At 65.1% G+C, this 17,189-nt stretch carries 15 protein-coding genes; 10 read left to right on the top strand and 5 right to left on the bottom strand.

Annotated features, from left to right (window positions below):
* The first annotated feature begins 52 nt into the window (after positions 1-52).
* From I6F17_RS30445 to I6F17_RS30415, 7 genes are all read left to right on the top strand, one after another.
* Positions 53-1,183: an ABC transporter substrate-binding protein gene (locus I6F17_RS30445; RefSeq protein WP_225128303.1), complete on the top strand. Its 1,131-nt coding sequence runs from the start codon at positions 53-55 to the stop codon at positions 1,181-1,183.
* Between the two features lie 174 nt (positions 1,184-1,357).
* Positions 1,358-2,233 carry a branched-chain amino acid ABC transporter permease gene (locus tag I6F17_RS30440; protein ID WP_036042799.1) on the top strand — a complete coding sequence of 292 codons (876 nt, stop codon included), beginning with the start codon at positions 1,358-1,360 and terminating at the stop codon, positions 2,231-2,233.
* On the top strand, positions 2,230-3,228 hold the full coding sequence (locus tag I6F17_RS30435) for a branched-chain amino acid ABC transporter permease (protein WP_036020342.1): 999 nt from the start codon (positions 2,230-2,232) through the stop codon (positions 3,226-3,228). The genes I6F17_RS30440 and I6F17_RS30435 overlap by 4 nt, the downstream gene beginning before the upstream one ends.
* Positions 3,225-3,968: an ABC transporter ATP-binding protein gene (locus I6F17_RS30430; protein ID WP_225128301.1), complete on the top strand. Its 744-nt coding sequence runs from the start codon at positions 3,225-3,227 to the stop codon at positions 3,966-3,968. Before I6F17_RS30435 ends, I6F17_RS30430 begins: the two co-directional genes overlap by 4 nt.
* Positions 3,969-3,977: 9 nt before the next feature.
* Positions 3,978-4,715, top strand: coding sequence for an ABC transporter ATP-binding protein (locus I6F17_RS30425; RefSeq protein ID WP_036042801.1), 738 nt, complete (start codon positions 3,978-3,980; stop codon positions 4,713-4,715).
* On the top strand, positions 4,712-5,770 hold the full coding sequence (locus I6F17_RS30420; RefSeq protein WP_225128299.1) for a Gfo/Idh/MocA family oxidoreductase: 1,059 nt from the start codon (positions 4,712-4,714) through the stop codon (positions 5,768-5,770). Before I6F17_RS30425 ends, I6F17_RS30420 begins: the two co-directional genes overlap by 4 nt.
* Entirely contained in the window at positions 5,767-7,638 is a 1,872-nt protein-coding gene (locus I6F17_RS30415; RefSeq protein ID WP_225128297.1) for a sugar phosphate isomerase/epimerase and 4-hydroxyphenylpyruvate domain-containing protein, read from the top strand. Before I6F17_RS30420 ends, I6F17_RS30415 begins: the two co-directional genes overlap by 4 nt.
* 195 nt (positions 7,639-7,833) lie before the next feature.
* Here the strand turns inward: I6F17_RS30415 and I6F17_RS30410 are convergent, their stop codons facing one another.
* Complete coding sequence (locus I6F17_RS30410) at positions 7,834-9,006, bottom strand: ABC transporter substrate-binding protein (protein ID WP_036020328.1); 1,173 nt, start codon at positions 9,004-9,006, stop codon at positions 7,834-7,836.
* A gap of 308 nt (positions 9,007-9,314) precedes the next feature.
* Between I6F17_RS30410 and I6F17_RS30405 the strand changes: the two genes are divergently transcribed.
* Positions 9,315-10,577, top strand: a complete 1,263-nt coding sequence (locus I6F17_RS30405) for an NAD(P)/FAD-dependent oxidoreductase (RefSeq protein ID WP_225128295.1) — start codon at positions 9,315-9,317, stop codon at positions 10,575-10,577.
* A 232-nt stretch (positions 10,578-10,809) separates the two neighbouring features.
* Here I6F17_RS30405 and I6F17_RS30400 read toward each other — a convergent pair whose 3' ends face one another.
* From I6F17_RS30400 to I6F17_RS30390, 3 genes are read right to left on the bottom strand one after another with little or no spacing between them, the layout of a single operon-like run.
* Entirely contained in the window at positions 10,810-12,021 is a 1,212-nt protein-coding gene (locus I6F17_RS30400; protein WP_128266029.1) for an ABC transporter substrate-binding protein, read from the bottom strand.
* A 46-nt stretch (positions 12,022-12,067) separates the two neighbouring features.
* On the bottom strand, positions 12,068-12,391 hold the full coding sequence (locus I6F17_RS30395; protein ID WP_036001831.1) for a 2Fe-2S iron-sulfur cluster-binding protein: 324 nt from the start codon (positions 12,389-12,391) through the stop codon (positions 12,068-12,070).
* An 11-nt stretch (positions 12,392-12,402) separates the two neighbouring features.
* Positions 12,403-13,611 (bottom strand): cytochrome P450, encoded by a 1,209-nt coding sequence (locus tag I6F17_RS30390; protein WP_225128293.1) that lies wholly within the window; start codon positions 13,609-13,611, stop codon positions 12,403-12,405.
* Between the two features lie 83 nt (positions 13,612-13,694).
* On the opposite strand from I6F17_RS30390, the gene I6F17_RS30385 reads away from it, so the two are divergent.
* Positions 13,695-14,201: a MarR family transcriptional regulator gene (locus I6F17_RS30385; RefSeq protein WP_225128290.1), complete on the top strand. Its 507-nt coding sequence runs from the start codon at positions 13,695-13,697 to the stop codon at positions 14,199-14,201.
* A gap of 344 nt (positions 14,202-14,545) precedes the next feature.
* Here the strand turns inward: I6F17_RS30385 and I6F17_RS30380 are convergent, their stop codons facing one another.
* A complete protein-coding gene (locus I6F17_RS30380) occupies positions 14,546-16,393 on the bottom strand; it encodes a feruloyl-CoA synthase (protein ID WP_225128288.1) in 1,848 nt (615 codons plus the stop codon).
* Positions 16,394-16,545: 152 nt separating this feature from the next.
* Between I6F17_RS30380 and I6F17_RS30375 the strand changes: the two genes are divergently transcribed.
* Positions 16,546-17,052, top strand: coding sequence for a MarR family winged helix-turn-helix transcriptional regulator (locus I6F17_RS30375; RefSeq protein ID WP_036020367.1), 507 nt, complete (start codon positions 16,546-16,548; stop codon positions 17,050-17,052).
* Positions 17,053-17,189 lie beyond the last annotated feature (137 nt).

The raw sequence follows: 17,189 nt of genomic DNA, 5'->3' as shown, positions 1-17,189 counted from the left end.
AAGCGGCCGGATACAAGGCTGCTTGCAAGATTTGAAACGGGAGGAGAGGACGATGAAATCAACGCTAGTGGTGGGCGCATTGCTCACCGTCATGACCGCAACGGGCGCCTTTGCCCAGGCAATCAAGCTCGCCAACGTCGCGGAGCTCTCGGGCGGCGGCGCCACCGTCGGCACGAACTGGAAGAACGGCATCGACCTCGCGATCGAGGAGATCAACGCCAAGGGCGGCGTGCTCGGCCGCAAGCTCGAGGTCAGCCACGCCGACTCGCAGTCCAACCCCGGGGTGGCGCGCGCCCAGGTGCAAAAGGCGCTCGACGCCGAGCCCTATGTGCTGCTCGGGCCCGGTTATTCCGGCTCGGTGAAGGTGACCGCGCCGCTCGCGGCCGAAGCCGGCATCGCGCAGATCATGGGCGGCGAAGCCGCCGAGCTGACGCAGACAGGAAACAAGTTCCTGTTCCGCACCTCCTTCGGCCAGCAATCCTCAATGCCGAAGGTCGCAAAGTACATCCACGACGAGATGAAGGCGAAGACCGTTGCGGTGGTCTGGGTCAACAACGACTTCGGCCGCGGTGGCCGCGACGTCGTGGTCAAGGAGCTCGACCGGCTCGGCTCCAAGGTCGTCGCCGATCTCTCCACCGAGGCGGGTCAGGCCGACTTCGCCGCCGACGTCGGCAAGATCAAGGCCGCCAATCCCGACGCCGTGTTCGTCTATCTGAATGAAGAAGAGAGCGCGCGCATCCTGAAAGAGCTGAAGCGCCAGGGCGTCACCGCGCCGCTGATGGGCGAGACCACACTGATCGGCCAGAAGGTGATCGAGCTCGCGGGCGATGCCGCCAACGGCGCGCGCGGCCATGTCGGCCTCACCACCGACGCGCCGGTCGATCTGGTCAAGGCGTTCCGCGAGAAGTTCTCCAAGAAGTACAATTACGTCCCCGATCATAACGGCCTGAAGGGTTACCTCGCCGTCTACATGGTGAAGGCCGCGACGGAAAAGATGGGCAAGGTCGACCCGAAGAAGTTCGCCGACACGCTGCACGGCCTCACCATCAAGGCCGCGGACGAGCCGGGCATTTTGATGGACGTCACCTTCAGCGACACCGGCGACATCGACCGCCAGAGCTTCCTGGTCGAGGTGGTCGAAGGCAAGCAGGTGGTGAAGCAGGTGCTGCCCAAGGTGAAGTGAAGCGTGGCCCTTCTCCCTCGCCCCGCTCTTCGCGGGGAGAGGGTCGGGGTAAGGGGTGCTCCTGCGAGTTCAACTGCCAACGAGCTTGCCGAGACAGCCCCTCACCCCGCCCTCTCCCCGTGAGAACGGGGAGAGGGAGACGATGGAGAGGGCATAGGGACACGAGAGGGGAACATGTCCAACCTATTCGATCTACTGGTCGCGGGGCTCGCCACCGGCGCCATCTACGCGCTGGTCGCGGTCGGCTTCACGCTGCTGTGGCAGACCTCGCAGACCATCAATTTCGCGCAAGGCGAGTTCGTGATGCTGCCGGCGTTCCTGATGCTGGCCGCGATGCATGTGGGCGCGCCGTTCTGGCTCGCGATCATCCTCGGCATCCTGCTCTCGCTGATCCTGCTCGGGCTCGCCTTCAAGATGCTGCTGGTGGACCCGATGATGCGCCACGGTGTGCTACCGCTGGCGATCGCGACCATGGCGCTCGCGATCGGCATCAAGGAATCGGTCAAGCAGTTCTACAGCGCGGAGGCTTCGCCCTTCCCCTCGATCGTGCCGACCGGCGACATCTCGATCCTCGGCCATGCCGTGTCCCTGCAGAGCATCGGCGTGCTCACTGTTGCCATCCTCGCCGTTCTCGGCCTGACCACGCTGCTGAGCCGTACCTCGCTCGGCCACCAGATGCAGGCGGCGGCGCAGAACCCGACGGTGGCCCGCATCATCGGCGTCCCGGTCGAGCGCATGATCCTGCTGACCTTCCTGATCAACGCCTTCCTGGTGGCGCTGGCCTCGCTGCTGATCACACCGATCTACCTCGCAAAATTCTCGTCCGGCGAGGTGCTGGGCCAGGCCGCCTTCATCGCCGCGATCGTCGGCGGCTTCAACCAGGTGCGCGGCGCCATCGCCGGCGGCCTGCTGATCGGCGTGCTGGACAATCTCGCGGCGGCCTATGTGTCGACGCAGTATCGCGCCGCCGTGCCGATGATGTTCCTGATCGCCGTCATCCTGTTCCGGCCGCAGGGCTTGCTCGGCCGTGCCGAGGAGCGCACCGTATGAGCGGCATCGCCAAACCCCTGAAGATCGCGCTCGGCCTTGCCATCATCGCCGCGCTGATCATCGTCCCCATGAACTTCAACCGCTACGGCCTGTTCATCCTGAGCCAATGGGCGGTGATGAGCATCGCCGCCATGGGGCTCAATCTCACGCTCGGCTATGCCGGCCAGGTCTCGCTGGCGCAAGGCGCCTTCGTCGGCATCGGCGCCTATGCGGCCGCGATCATGACCACGCATGGCTGGCCACTGCCGGCGGCGATCCTGGTGGCGATCGTCTTGAGTTTTGCGATCGGCTGGGTGCTCGGCTATCCCGCACTGCGCGTGCAGCACCATTACCTCGCCTTCGTCACCCTCGCCTTTTCCACCCTCGCCTTCCTGGTGTTCCGCAACGAGAGCTGGCTCACCGGCGGCATCTACGGCATCTCCAACATTCCGCGTCCGCACATCTTCGGCATCGCGACCAACAAGCCGCTGCCGTTCTACTATGTCTGCCTCGGCTCGCTCGCGATCGTCTCGCTTGCGGTGTGGTGGCTGATCCGTTCGCCCTGGGGCCGCGCCTTCATGGCGTTGCGCGAGAATCCGTTGCGCGCGCAATCCCTCGGCGTCGACACCCGCCGCTACACGCTGATGGCCTTCGCGATCGGCTCGGCGCTCGGCGGCGTCGCCGGCGCGCTCTATGCGCCGCTGACGCAATATATCGATCCGGTGCCGTTCAACCTGTCGCTCTCGCTCGACCTCCTCTTGATGGTGATCGTCGGCGGCGCTGGCTTCTATTTCGGCCCCTTCCTCGGCGCGATGATCGCGGTGCTGCTGCCGGAATGGCTGCGCTTCACGGAAGGCTACTACCTGATGCTCTACGCCGTCGCCGTGATGCTGCTGCTGATCTGGTCGCCGACCGGCATTCTCGGAATCCTCGACCGATATCTCGCCGAACGCCGCACCAAGGCGGCGTCCGCGCTGCGCGCCGTCGCAAAGTCGCGCCTGGAGACGGCGCAATGAGTGCGGTCCTCGAAGTCACCGACATCAAGAAGAGCTTTGGCGGCATCCACGCCGTCAACGGGGTCTCGTTCGACGTGCGCGAGGGCGAGATCCTCGGCCTGATCGGGCCGAACGGCTGCGGCAAGTCCACGCTGTTCAACTGCATCCTCGGCCAGCTCACGCCGACAGGCGGCGAAGTGAAGCTCGACGGACAGGTCGTCACGGGCCTGCGCCCCTCCGAGCTCAACATTCTCGGGGTCAGCCGCACCTTCCAGCTGTTGCAGGTGTTCCCAAAGCTCTCGGTGCGCGAGAACCTGATCCTCGCCGGACAGGAGCACCAGGGCAACATGGCCTCGCGCCTGGTCGGCCGCTCCGACGCCGGGCTGACGGAGGCCGCGAACCAGATGATCGGCTTCTTCAAGCTCGACCATCTCGCCGACGAGCCGGCTGGGGGTCTCTCTTATGGTCAGCAAAAACTGCTCGATGCCGCCATGGCCTTCATGGGAGGCTCGCGCCTGGTGCTGCTCGACGAGCCAGCCGGCGGCGTCAACCCGTCGATGCTGGCGGACCTCAAGGAGCGCCTGGTCGCGATCAACCGCGAGAAGAACGCCACCTTCGTCGTGATCGAGCACAACATGGAGTTCGTGATGTCGCTGTGCTCGCGCGTGATGGTGATGGCGGAAGGCAAGGTGCTGGCGATGGGCCGGCCCGACGAGGTCCGCAAGAACCCCGCCGTGATCGAAGCCTATCTCGGACATTAGGAGCGCCTAATGAGCGATCCCATTCTCTCGGTCCACAATCTCGTCGGCGGCTACGGCAAGATGACGATCTTGAACGGCACGACGTTTGCCGTGCCGTCAGCCACGATCACGACGATCATCGGCCCGAACGGCGCCGGCAAATCGACGGTGTTCAAGGCCATCTTCGGCCTGCTCAAGCTGCGCGAAGGCAAGATCAGCTTCGCCGGCCGCGACGTCACCAATTTGAGCCAGCGCGCGCTGCTCAACGCCGGCATCTGCTACGTGCCGCAGGGCCGCAACATCTTTCCCGAGCTGTCGGTGCGCCACAATATCGAGCTCGGCGGCGTCGCCGCCGACAAGGACCTCGACCTGCCCAAGCGGATCGAGGCGGCGCTCGACCTGTTTCCGGCATTGCGGCGCAAGTCCGCGCAGCAGGCCTCCACGCTATCAGGCGGCGAGCAGAAGCAGCTCGAGATCGCCCGCTCGCTGCTGCTCGAACCGAAGCTGGTGCTGGTCGACGAGCCTTCGATCGGCCTGTCACCGCTGATGGTGCAGCAGACCTTCGACATCCTCAAGAGCTTGCGCGATCGCGGCGTCACCATCCTGATGATCGAACAGAACGCGCGCTCGGCGCTGGAGATCTCCGACATCGGCATCGTGCTTGAGCTTGGCCAGACCCGCATGGTCGATGACGCCAGGCGCATTCTGAACGATCCGCGCATCGGGCAGCTCTTCCTCGGCGGCGCCATGGAGGAGAGCGCGGCATGAGCGCGAAGATGCGGATCGCCGTGGCCGGCGCCGGCCTGATCGGCCGCCGCCATATCGAGTTGATCGAGTCCGCCCAGGATTGCGTGCTCGCCGGCATCGCGGACCCCTCGCCCGCCGCGAAGGACTATGCGCTGGCGCATGGCGTGCCCTGCTACGCGGACCATCGCGCGCTGCTGGCAGAAGAGAAGCCCGACGGCCTCATCATTGCCTCGCCCAACACGTTGCACTTGCCGATGGCGCTCGACTGCGCCGAAGCCGGCGTGCCGGCTTTGATCGAGAAGCCGGTGACCGAGACGGTTGCCACCGCGCAACGCCTGTGCGCGGCGGTGAGACGCACCGGCGTGCCGATGCTGGTCGGCCATCATCGGCGGCACAATCCCATCATCAAGTCGGCCCGCAAGGCCGTGACGAACGGAAAGCTCGGCCAGCTCACGGCCGTGGTCGGGCTATGGCTCCTCAAGAAGCCCGACGATTATTTCGAAGTCACCTGGCGGCGCGAGGCAGGCGGCGGGCCACTGCTGATCAATCTCATCCACGACATCGACAATCTCCGCTTCATCTGCGGTGAGATCGTCGAAGTGCAGGCGCTGACCTCGAACAAGGTGCGCGGCCTCGCGGTCGAAGACACCGCCGGGCTGCTGCTGCGCTTTGCCAACGGCGCGCTGGGCACGGTGACCGTGTCGGATGCGACGCCGGCGCCGTGGAGTTGGGAGCTCGCCTCGGGCGAGAACCCGGCCTATCCCAGGCAGGATCAGCCCTGCTACATCTTCGCAGGGACTGCGGGTTCGCTCTCCGTGCCGAACATGGAGCTGTGGTCATACATGGAGCAGCCCGGCTGGTACGCGCCGCTGTCGCGCGCGACCATCGCGCCGCCCGCGTTCGATCCGCTGGTCGAGCAGCTCCGGCATTTCTGCGCAATGATTGCCGGCCGTGAACAGCCGCTGATCTCGGTCGAGGACGCGATGGGGACGCTCGCCGTCGTCGAAGCCGTCAGCGCGGCCGCGCGTACCGGGCAAACGATCTCGCCGGGGCAGATCATGGAGCAGGCCGCATGAACAAGCGCTCGATCGCCACCGTCTCCCTCTCAGGCAGCCTCGACGAAAAGCTCCGCGCCATCGCCGCCGCGGGCTTCGATGCGGTCGAAATCTTCGAGAACGATCTGCTGTCGTTCGGCGCTGGCCCACGCGATATCGCGAAGATGTGCGCGGACCTCAATCTCGAGCTCTGTGCGTTCCAGCCGTTCCGCGATTTCGAGGGCATGCCGGAGCCGCAGCGTGCGCGCAACTTCGCCCGCGCGGAGCGGAAGTTCGATCTGATGCAGGAGCTCGGCACCGATCTGTTGCTGATCTGCTCCAACGTCTCACCCGCCGCGCTCGGCGGCATCGACCGCGCGGCTGACGATTTTCGCGAGCTTGGCGATCGCGCCGCGAAACGTCGTTTGCGCGTCGGCTATGAGGCGCTGGCCTGGGGCCGCCACGTCAACGATTACCGCGACGCCTGGGAGATCGTGCGCCGCGCCGATCATCCCGCGATTGGCGTCATCCTCGACAGCTTCCATGCGCTGGCACCTGGCTTTCCGACCCGCGCCATGGCCTCGATCCCCGGCGACAAGATCTTTCTGGTGCAGCTCTCCGACGCGCCAAGGCTCGAGCTCGACATCCTGTCGTTGAGCCGGCACTTCCGCTCCTTCCCCGGCCAGGGCGACCTGCCGGTCGGCGCGTTCATGGCGGCGATCGCAGCGACCGGCTATGCCGGACCGCTGTCGCTGGAGATCTTCAACGACCAGTTCCGCGCCGGCTCGGCCGCACAGACCGCCGTCGACGGCCTGCGCTCGCTCATCCTGCTGGAGGACCAGCTCGCACCGGACTGGCCGAATTTCGCCGGCAAGGCGCTGGCCCCGAAGGCGAAGAGCCGCGGCACCGGCTTCATCGAATTTGCCGTGAACGAGAGCAAGGCCGGCGAGCTTGGCCGCCTGTTCTCACAGCTCGGCTTCCGCAAGAGCGGCCAGCACCGCAGCAAGGCGGTGGAGCGCTGGTCGCAGGGCAAGGTCGAGCTCGTCATCAATTGCGAGACCGACGGCTTTGCGCATTCGCACTATGTCACCCACGGGCCCGGCGTCTGCGCCATCGCGCTCGACGTCGACGATGCCGGCCGCGCCATGCAGCGTGCCGAGACGCTGAAGGCGCGCACCTTCTACCAACCGGTCGGACCGGGTGAACTCGAAATTCCCGCGATCCATGGCGTCGGCGGCAGCCTGCTCTATTTTCTCGACCAAGCCGGCAAGAACTGGGACACCGATTTCGAGCCTGTCGCAAGCGACGCCAGCGCCGATGCGCTGGTCGCCGTCGACCACATCGCGCAGTCGATGCCCTATGACGAGATGCTGACCTGGCTGCTGTTCTACACCGGCATTCTCGATCTGAAACGCCTGCCGCAGATGGAGATCGCCGACCCCAGAGGCCTCGTGCAGAGCCAGGCCGTCATCAACGCCGACCAGAGCCTGCGCTTCGTGCTCAATGGCTCCTCCGCCAACCGCACCCTGCCGGCGCGCTTCATCTCCGAGTTCTTCGGCTCGGGCGTGCAGCATGTCGCCTTCGCGTGTCAGGATATTTTTGCGACCGTCGCCGCGATGCGCCAGCGCGGCGCGGGCTTCCTGGATATCCCCGACAATTACTACGACGACATCGAAGCCAAATACGATCTTGGGCCCGAGCTGATGGCGCAGCTGCGCGCCAACCACATCCTCTACGACCGCGAGGGCGACGGCGAGTTCTTCCAGGTCTACACCCACATCTTCGACGAGCGCTTCTTCTTCGAGATCGTCGAGCGCAGGGATTATCAGGGTTTTGGCGCCGCCAACGCCGGCATCAGGCTCGCAGCGCAAGCGCGCGAGGTGCGCCCGGCAAGCATGCCGAGGGTGTAGGACACTCTCTCCACACCGTCATTGCGAGGAGCTCTTGCGACGAAGCAATCCAGAATCTCTCCGCGGAAAGATTCTGGATTGCTTCGCGGAGCCTGTCATCGGGCCGGGCTACGCGCGGACCCGTTAGCTCGCAATGACGGAGGAGATAGCTAGGAGACCCTCTCCCCGCTTGCGAGGAGAGGGAGAGGCAAAGCCTCACTTCATCTTGCACTTCTCGTGGAAGCGATCCTGATCGTTCTCGACGATGGTGGCGACGGTCTTCAAGGCGAGCTGGCCTTCGGAATCCTTGACCACGTCCTGCAGATAGAAGTTCTGGATCGGGATGTGGTTGTTGCCGAACTTGAACGCGCCGCGCACCGACTTGAAGTTGGCCTTCTCCATCTCGGCCTTCATCTCGTCCTTCTTGGAGGTGTCGCCCTTCACGGCGACGACGGCGCTGTTGATCAGGTTCGCGGCGTCATAGGACTGCGCGCCGTAGAAGGTCGGGCGCAGGCCGGGGTACTTCTTGCGGTAGTCGGCGACGAAGCGCTTGTTCTGCTCGTTGGGGAGGTCGTTGACCCATTGCTGCGCACCGGGCACCCCGAGCGCATTCTCCTTCTGGAGCGGCAGCGAGAGCTCGTCGATGGTGAAGGCGGTGTAGAGCGGCATCGTGCTCTTCAGCCCGGCCTGTGCATATTGGTTCAGGAATTGCACGCCAGCAGCACCCGGGTAGAACACGAAGATCGACTCGGCGCCGGAGGCACGCGCCTTGGAGAGCTCGGCGGAGAAGTCGAGCTGGCTCGGCCACACCGTATATTCCTCACCCACGACCTGACCCTTGAAGGTGCTCTTGACGCCGGCCAGCATGTCCTTGCCGGCGGCATAGTTCGGGCCGATCAGGAACACCGACTTGACACCCTTCTGGTTCATATAGGTGCCGACCGCCTGCGGGGTCTGGTCGTTCTGCCAGGAGGTCGAGAACACGTAAGGCGAGCACAGCTCGCCCGCGAGCTGCGACGGCCCGGCATTGGCCGAGATCAGGAAGGTCTTCGAATCGACCGCGGTCTTGAGCGAGGCGAGCAGCACGTTCGACCAGATATAGCCGACGATGAAGTCGACCTTGTCCGACTGCACCAGCTTCTCGGTCTTCTGCTTGCCGACGTCGGGCTTCTGCCCGTCGTCCTCGTAGATCACCTCCACCGGCTTGCCGCCCATCTTGCGGCCGAGATGATCGAGCGCGAGCTCGAAGGAATTGCGCATGTCGTTGCCGATCACGGCGGTCGGGCCGCTGAAGGTCGAGACGAAGCCGATCTTGATGGTGTCTCCGGCGAATGCCTGATTTGCCAGCACCAGCGCCGCTGCGCCCGCCAGCCAGAATGCCGTCCTCATAACACTCCCTCCTTAATTATCGGTCCTGGAAGCGGGGTGATCGCCGCTCCAGGCCTGTCTCTATTGAACGCAAAATCTGTCGCGCCGCCAATGGCTCAGCGCCCGCCCTGCACCATATTTCGCCCCGATCTGAGATGGCAAGAATTATAATTCTACTCACTTCGACCGAGGCCGGCCCAGGTTGCGGCGCTTTTTCGCACCGGATCGATACATCAGGCCTATGCGACGATTGATGACCTCTATTGGACCGCGGCGCCCAATCCGCACTTAAATGAAGGCGAGCAGCAGCGAGATTCGAGGGTTAAATCATGGCCGCAAATCCCCATCGCGTCGTCATCGTCGGCGCCGGCTTCGGCGGGCTGGAGGCGACTTACCGGCTTGCGGGCGCTCCCGTCGAGATCACGCTGATCGACCGCCGCAATCATCATCTGTTCCAGCCCCTGCTCTACCAGGTCGCGACCGCCTCGCTCGCAACCAGCGAGATCGCCTGGCCGATCCGTCATCTCATGCGCGACCGGCGCGAGGTGACGACGCTGTTCGCCACCGTGAGCGGCGTCGATGCCGAACGACGCTGCGTGCTGATCGACGACGGCAGCGAGGTGCCCTACGACACGCTGGTGCTGGCCACGGGCGCGCGGCACGCCTATTTCGGCCACGATGAATGGGAGCAGTTCGCGCCCGGCCTGAAGACGCTGGAGGATGCGACCACCTTGCGCCGGCACATCCTGGTGGCGTTCGAGCGCGCCGAGCGCGAGATCGATCCGAAGCGACGCGCGGCACGGCTGACCTTCGTGATCGTCGGCGCCGGCCCGACCGGCGTCGAGCTCGCCGGCACCATCGCCGAGATGGCGCATCACACCCTGCCCGCCGATTTCCGCAACATCGACACGCACAAGGCCCGCGTCGTGCTGATCGAGGCCGGCCAGCGCGTGCTCGCCGGCTTTCCCGACGAGCTATCAGCCTATGCGCAGGCCTCGCTGGAAAAGATCGGCGTCGAGGTCGTGCTCGGGCAGGCCGTCACCGAGATCAATCGCGAGGGCGTCGTGTTCGGCGGCAAGCTGCTCGAGGCCAAGACACGGATCTGGGCCGCCGGCGTGCGCGCCTCGCCCGCGGCCGAATGGCTCGGCGCGCCCAGCGATCGCGCCGGGCGCGTGCTGGTCGAGGCCGACCTCACCATATCAGGCCATCCCGAGATCTTCGCGATCGGGGATACCGTCAGCATCAACGCCTGGGACGGCAAGCCGGTGCCCGGCATCGCGCCGGCCGCCAAGCAGCAGGGCCGTCACGTCGCGGAGACCATCAAAGCGCGCCTGCGCGGCGCTGCAGCGGGTCCGTTCCGCTATAAGCATTCCGGTAACCTCGCGCAGATCGGCAAGCGGCTCGCAATCATCGATTTCGGCAAGATCAAGCTGCGCGGCACCATCGCGTGGTGGATCTGGGGCATCGCCCACATCTACTTCCTGATCGGCCTGCGCCACCGCCTCAGCGTCGCGCTGAGCTGGCTGTGGATCTACGCGCGAGACCAGCGCGCAGCGCGGTTGATCACGCAGGGGTCGAGCAAGGTGGTGTAAGGGCGCTGACGCAACGCGGCCCTCTTACCCTCCCCTGGAAGGGGAGGGTCGGCTCACATGGAGCGCCAGCGACATGTGAGACGGGGTGAGGTGACGGTCTCTCCACATCCAACACTGCCCGAGTGGAGAGATCACCCCACCCCGCTCGCGCTGCGCGCGATCGACCACGGGCGAGCTACGCTCGTCCCGGACCCCTCCAGGGGAGGGTGAAGGAAGATCGCGCTCGCCGCTCCTACTTCACCAGCTCGCATCCGCCCTCCGCCAGCGGGCGGAACGCCTGATCGGCGGGAATCGTCGCGACCAGCTTGTAATAATCGTACGGATATTTCGACTCCTCCGGCTTCTTCACCTCAAACAGGTACATCGGATGCACGACGCGACCGTCCTGACGGATCGCGGTGTCGCCGAACAGCTTGTCCTTGCCCTTGAACTTCTTCATCTCGGGCACGACCTGCTTGGCATTGTCGCTGCCGGTGGCGGCGACGGCGTTGAGATAAGCGAGCGTGGAAGCATAGACTCCGGCCTGATTGCCGCTCGGCATCTTGCCGTTCATGCCGGGCCGTGCAGCAAAACGCTTGGCGAACGCGCGGGTATCATCGTTCATGTCCCAGTAGAAGGCTTCCATGAGCTGGAGGCCCTGCGCGACCTTGATGCCCATGCCGTGAACGTCGTTGATGAAGAGCAGAAAGGCGACGAGCTTCTGCCCACTCTGCTGGATGCCGAATTCGGCGGCCTGCTTCACCGCATTGATGGTGTCGCCGCCTGCATTGGCGAGCCCGATGACCTGCGCCTTCGAGCTTTGCGCCTGCAGCAGGAAGGACGCGAAATCGGAGGTGCCGAGCGGATGCTTGGACGAGCCGATCACCTTGCCGCCGTGACCCTCGATGTATTTCTGCGCCTCCGCCTCGATGCCCTTGCCGAGCGCGTAATCGACCGTGAGGAAATACCAATCCTTGCCGCCGCGCGACACCATGGCGGCTGCGGTGGTGTTGCCGGTCGCCCAGGCGTCGTTGACCCATTGGATCGTGTTGGGCGAGCAGGCCTTGCCGGTGAGGTCCGAGCTTGCGGTCGAGGACGCCAGGAAGGTCATGCGGCTGTCGCGCAGAAGCGCGTTGATGGAAAGACCGACGGCCGAGTTCGGCACGTCCACGATCGCGTCGACGCCTTCGACGTCAAGCCATTTGCGCGCGATGGCGTTGCCGACATCGGCCTTGTTCTGGTGATCGGCATAGACGATCTCGACCTTGATGCCCTTGCCGCCGCCGTTGAAATCCTCCGCCGCCATCCGCGCGGCCTCGACCGAGCCCATGCCATTGGTGTCCTGGAAGATGCCGGAGATGTCGTTGAGCACGCCGACGCGCACGACATTGTCCGATATTTCGGCGCTCGCCGCGCCGGTCACCAAGCTCGCAGCCAGCGCGAGCGTCCACTTCAGATGTTTCATCATTCCCTCCCTGTTTGATATTTTGAAGATCCGACGGCTTGGCAGATCAGACCTGCCGCTCTGGCAACTTCAGGACGAGCCCATCGAGATCGGGCGTGATCGTGATCTGGCAGGACAGCCGGCTCGTCGGTCGCCGCTCAGCGGCGGTGCCGTCGAGCAGCGCATCCTCGTCGTCGGCCATCGCAGGCAGGCGCGCGAGCCAGCTCTCGTCGACATAGACATGGCAGGTCGCGCACATCGCGTTGCCGCCGCATTCGGCCAGAATGCCGTCGAGGCCGTGACGGGTCGCGGCCTGCATGACGCTCTCGCCGCCTGCGGTCTCGACGCGATCGGACTTGCCGTCGGGATGGATGAAGGTAATGGCAGGCATAAAGCTCCTCGTCAGGCCGGGGTGATCGTCACAGGCAGGCTGTCGAGCCCGCGCAGCGTGTTGTTGAAACGGCGCTTCGGCTCGCCCGTGATCTCGAGCTTTGCGATGCGCCGGGCCAGCGCGGTCAGCATCACTTCGCCTTCCAAGCGGGCGACGAGCTGGCCGACGCACATGTGGATGCCGGAGCCGAAGCCGACATGGCCGGAGGTGCGGCGGGTGATGTCGTACCTGTCGGGGGCATCCCAGCGCCGCGGATCGCGGTTGGCGGCGGCAAGGAACATCAGCACCTTCTCGCCCTCACCGATTCGCGCACCGGAGAGCTCGACCTCACGGGTGGTGGTGCGGAAGAAGGTCTGCACCGGGCTCTCGAAGCGCACGGCCTCCTCGAAGGCACCGCGCGCGAGCGTGAGGTCGTCGCGCAGCCGCTGCCATTGATCGGGAAAGCGCGCGAGGCAATACACCGCAGCGCCGATGCCGTTGACCGTCGTGTCGAGTCCGGCCGACAGCAGCGAGCGCACCAGCAGCGGCGCTTCGGTGGGCATGATGGCGCCCTCGTCGACCTGTGCATGGATGCAGGCGCCGAAGCCGCCGGGCGCCAGATTCTCGCGCTGGCACTGCTCGGCGACATAGGCCTGATGCGGCGCCGATCGTTCGATCGCCTGCTGGCGCAACTGGTTGGGTGGGCCGAACGCGTTGAATACCACGCTTGCGTAGGGAATCAGATGCTCGCGCCCTTCCGGTTTCAGGCCCAGCGCCTCTGGAAAGATCGACAGAGGATAGGGCTCGGCGAGATCCGCGATCGCATCGAAGCTGCGCATCTGCAGCAGGGCATCGACACGCGCCTCGGCCGCCTCGGCAAAGCGGTCACGGACCTGCTTCATCACGGTCGGCGACAACACTTTTGACAGGACGGCGCGGGTGCGGGTGTGCGCCGGCGGATCGGCCTCGAGGATCAGGCTCGGCGGCCGCCACGGCGTTTCCTTCTTGAAATCGGACAGACCGACGCCGCGGCTGGAGCAGAAGGTTGCGGGATCGTTCAGCACAGCGTGGACCTCGGCATAGCGCGCCACGCCATAGACGTTCCACTTGTCGAGATAGACCACGGGGCCGGCTTCCCGCAGCAGCTCATGCGCCGGATAGGGGTCGGCAAAAAAGCTCATGTCGAAGGGGTCGACGTCGAGATGCGGGACGCCCGATCCCGCAGCACCGGATGCGGTCATGGAAGACCTCCCTCATTTTGATCTTGTGAAAGGGCGGCGCATGCCCTTAGGTCTTTGGGCCCGCCGCGAGTCAGAAACCCGATATGCCGCCGTCTTCGACCAGAGCCCGCCAGAAGCCCGCACCCAGTGATGCCGGACCGACGCTCGATCTCGACCGTTACGTCCCGGCGTTCATCACCTTCATCGCCAACAAGCTGTCGAACAGCGCGACGGCGTTCTATCAGAAGCAATTCGGCGTCAACGTCACCGAATGGCGGATCATGTCGCTGCTGGCGATCGAACCCGGCATTCCCGCCTCGCGCATCTGCCACGTCATCGGCTTCGACAAGGGGCCGGTGAGCCGGACGCTTGCCGGCCTCGAAAAGCGCGGGCTGGTGTCGATCCGCACCGACCCGAACGACGGCCGCACCCACTCGATCTCGTTGACGGCAAGGGGCCGCGCCACCCATGACAAGGTGATCGTCGCTGCGTTCGAACGCGAGCGGCGGCTGTTGTCCTGCCTCAGTAAGGACGAACGCGAGGTGCTGATCGATCTCTTGCGCCGGCTGCACGAAAATCTCGGCGCGGTGACCGGCAGCATCGACACTTGACGGGTCGTGCCCGGCGCGCAAGCTCCCGTCACTCCCGATCATGCGCCGGCATTTGCCGACGGCACCCCTTCTGCCGCGCATTGCTTCCTCCAGAAAAGAACGCGGCGTTCGTCCGCCGTCATCCCTGTCTGGAACGGTTCGCACAAGTTAGTTGCTTAGGCAACAAAAGAATCGGCAGGATATTGCGACAGGGTTGTTGGCGTATCCCACTCGTCATTCCGGGGCGCGCGTAGCGCGAACCCGGAATCCATCGTGCACCACCCCTACGGTGAAATGGATTCCGGGCTCGCGCCAAGAGGCGCGCCCCGGAATGACAGCGGAATATGGCGTCGCTAACTCGGCCTTTACAATCCGATCCACTCTCCCGACGCGTCATCGTTCAGCCGCGCCACCGCATCGGCGCGGCCCGTCAGCACGGCGCGCTGGTTGATGTAGCCCTTGTCGGTGATCTCGCCGCCGTCGACCGACGGTGGCTCGGCGAGCAGCAGCGCGCGGGTGGCGTGACCGGAGGAGTTGGCGCTCTGCTGTTTCAGCTTCGCCAAACCCTGCGCGATGGCGCTGCGGACCTTGTCGTGTGCCAGCACGTCGCTGGCCGCCGCCGTTTCGGGCAGGCCGGCATGGGCGCGGCAGGCCACGATGTTCGGAAACACGAGGAAACGCACCTCGTCACCGCCGTGGCCAGCGACGACGATGTCCTGAGCCAGCGGCGCCAGCGCGGCGATGCCGGCAACGCGCAAGCCGCCGACGCTGACCCATGTGCCGGAATTGAGCTTGAAGTCTTCGGCAACGCGGCCGTCGAAGAACAGGCCGCGCTCGGGGCGCGCGCTATCGGCAAGCTTCACCGCATCTCCGATCAAGTAAAAGCCCTCCTCGTCGAACGCTTGCCTGGTCAGCTCGGGTGCCTTCCAATAGCCGGGCGTGACGTTGGGGCCGCGCACCCGCACCTCCAGCTTGTCGCCGGAGGTGACGAGCTTCAGCTCGGTGCCGGGAATGGGCACGCCGATGTTGCCGGAGCGCTCGGCGAGAAAATGACAGTCGGTGGCGAGCGGTGAGGTTTCCGTCGAGCCCCAGGCCGAGACCATCGGCAGCTTGCGGCCGACCGTCTCGAGCGAGAGCTCTTCGAGAGCATCCCACAGATTCTGCGGCAATGCCGCGCCGGCATAGAACGCGAATTTCACCTCGTCGAAGAAGCGGCGGCGCAATTCCTCGTCGCTGCGCAGCGCGGCGATCAGCATGTCGAAGCCGCGCGGCACGTTGAAATAGACCGTCGGCATCACGCTTCTAAGGTTGGCGAGCGAGGTCGCGAACAGGCCGGGCGCGGGCTTGCCGCCGTCGATGTAGAGCGCGCCGGCGTTGCGCAGCACGAGGTTGAAATTGTGGTTGGCGCCGAAGGTGTGGCTCCAGGGCAGCCAATCGAGAATGACGAGATCGCGGCTCCGTTCGAGGAAGGTCCAGGTCTGCGCCTTGGCCTGCTGGCTCGACGTCAGCATGCGCTGGGTGTTGATGACGGCTTTCGGCGTGCCGGTCGAACCCGAGGTGAACAGGAATTTTGCGATCGTATCAGGCGTCACCGCGGCGAAGGCTCTTGCGACGTCAGGCGTCTCGGGCGTTGCCGCAATGGCGTGGAACGCGAGCGCGTCGACGTCATCGGCATTGCCGCTGATGATGTGTGCGCTGTGCAACGGCTTGATGGCGGCCAGCGCTGGCGCGAACGGCTGGAGCGCAGAGACGTAGATCGCGCCCGGATCGAGCAGCGCAATCATGCTCTTGAGCTTGTCGAAATCTTTCGACATCAGCGAATAGGCCGGCGAGATCGCCGCCGAGGGCACGCCGACATGCTGGGCGGCGAGCGCGAGCAGCGCATGATCGATGCTGTTGTCCGAGAGGATCGCGACGGGGCGGTCCGCGCTGAGCCCTTGCGCCAGGATCCAGGACGCGGCGGCGCGCACCTTCCGCAGCGCCTGCGCATAGGTGACGGTGGTCCAGGGCATTTCGACGTTGCCGCGCTCGGCCAGGAAGATCGCATCCGGCCTTTGCTGCGCCCATTGCTCCAGCCAATCGCCGGTGCAGCGCGCAGTCTCGCCGAGAGGCTCGGGCGAGCGCAGAACGATGCTGCCGTCGGGCCGATGCTCTGCGACGGTCCTTGGCGTTGCGAACAGGCCTGCAACGTCACCATGTGAGGCGACTGTCATGTGTTTCCTCCTCCATCCCGGTTACAGGATCGGCCGCGGCCTCGTTCCGGGCTGCTTTGGCCTATAATGTTGGGCACGCCAATTGTTGTCGTCAACAACAATCTTTCGCTCCGGGTCCAAGGGCGCTAGGGTTGCGCGACAGGAGACACGACGTGACAGCCACAGCATCCCGGGCCGACGGCCGCCACGCCCCGCGCAAGCGCGCCGGCAACGGCGCAGCACCACGCGATGGTGCCGACGACATCGGCCTCGACGCACTGGTCGGCCACGCCGGCTATGCGGTACGGCGCTTCCAGATCTGGATCTTTCAGGACTTCATCAAGACGCTCGGCGAGGTCGACATCAGGCCGACGCAATATTCGGTGCTGACCGTGATCGGCGCCAATCCGGGCCTGTCGCAGATGGCGGTGGCAAAACGCCTCGGCATCGAGCGTGCCCGGCTGGTGCACCTGCTCGACAGCCTCGAACAGCGCAAGCTGGTGAAGCGGATCAAGTCGAAGCAGGACCGGCGTTCGCATGCGCTGCACCTCACCGCGCAGGGCGAGACGGCGCTGACGAAATTCAAGCGGCTCGCAGCCGAGCACGAGCGGCACGTCGAGGCGAAGATCGGCAAGGAGAACCGGGCACAGCTGCTCCGGATCCTCTCCGGCTTCACCTGATCCCGACTGCCTATGATTTGGGCAGATAGGTCACTGAGGCGACCGGCCGGGCGCCGGCCGAAATGTCCCCCAAGCCACTGATCGCACGATAGGATCCGGCACGATCATCCTGTCCGGATTCTGTACACAATGGCACA

Source organism: Bradyrhizobium sp. NBAIM18, from assembly GCF_020193825.1.
Taxonomy (GTDB): Bacteria; Pseudomonadota; Alphaproteobacteria; order Rhizobiales; family Xanthobacteraceae; genus Bradyrhizobium; species Bradyrhizobium yuanmingense.
This window is presented reverse-complemented; position numbering and strand designations above follow the sequence as displayed.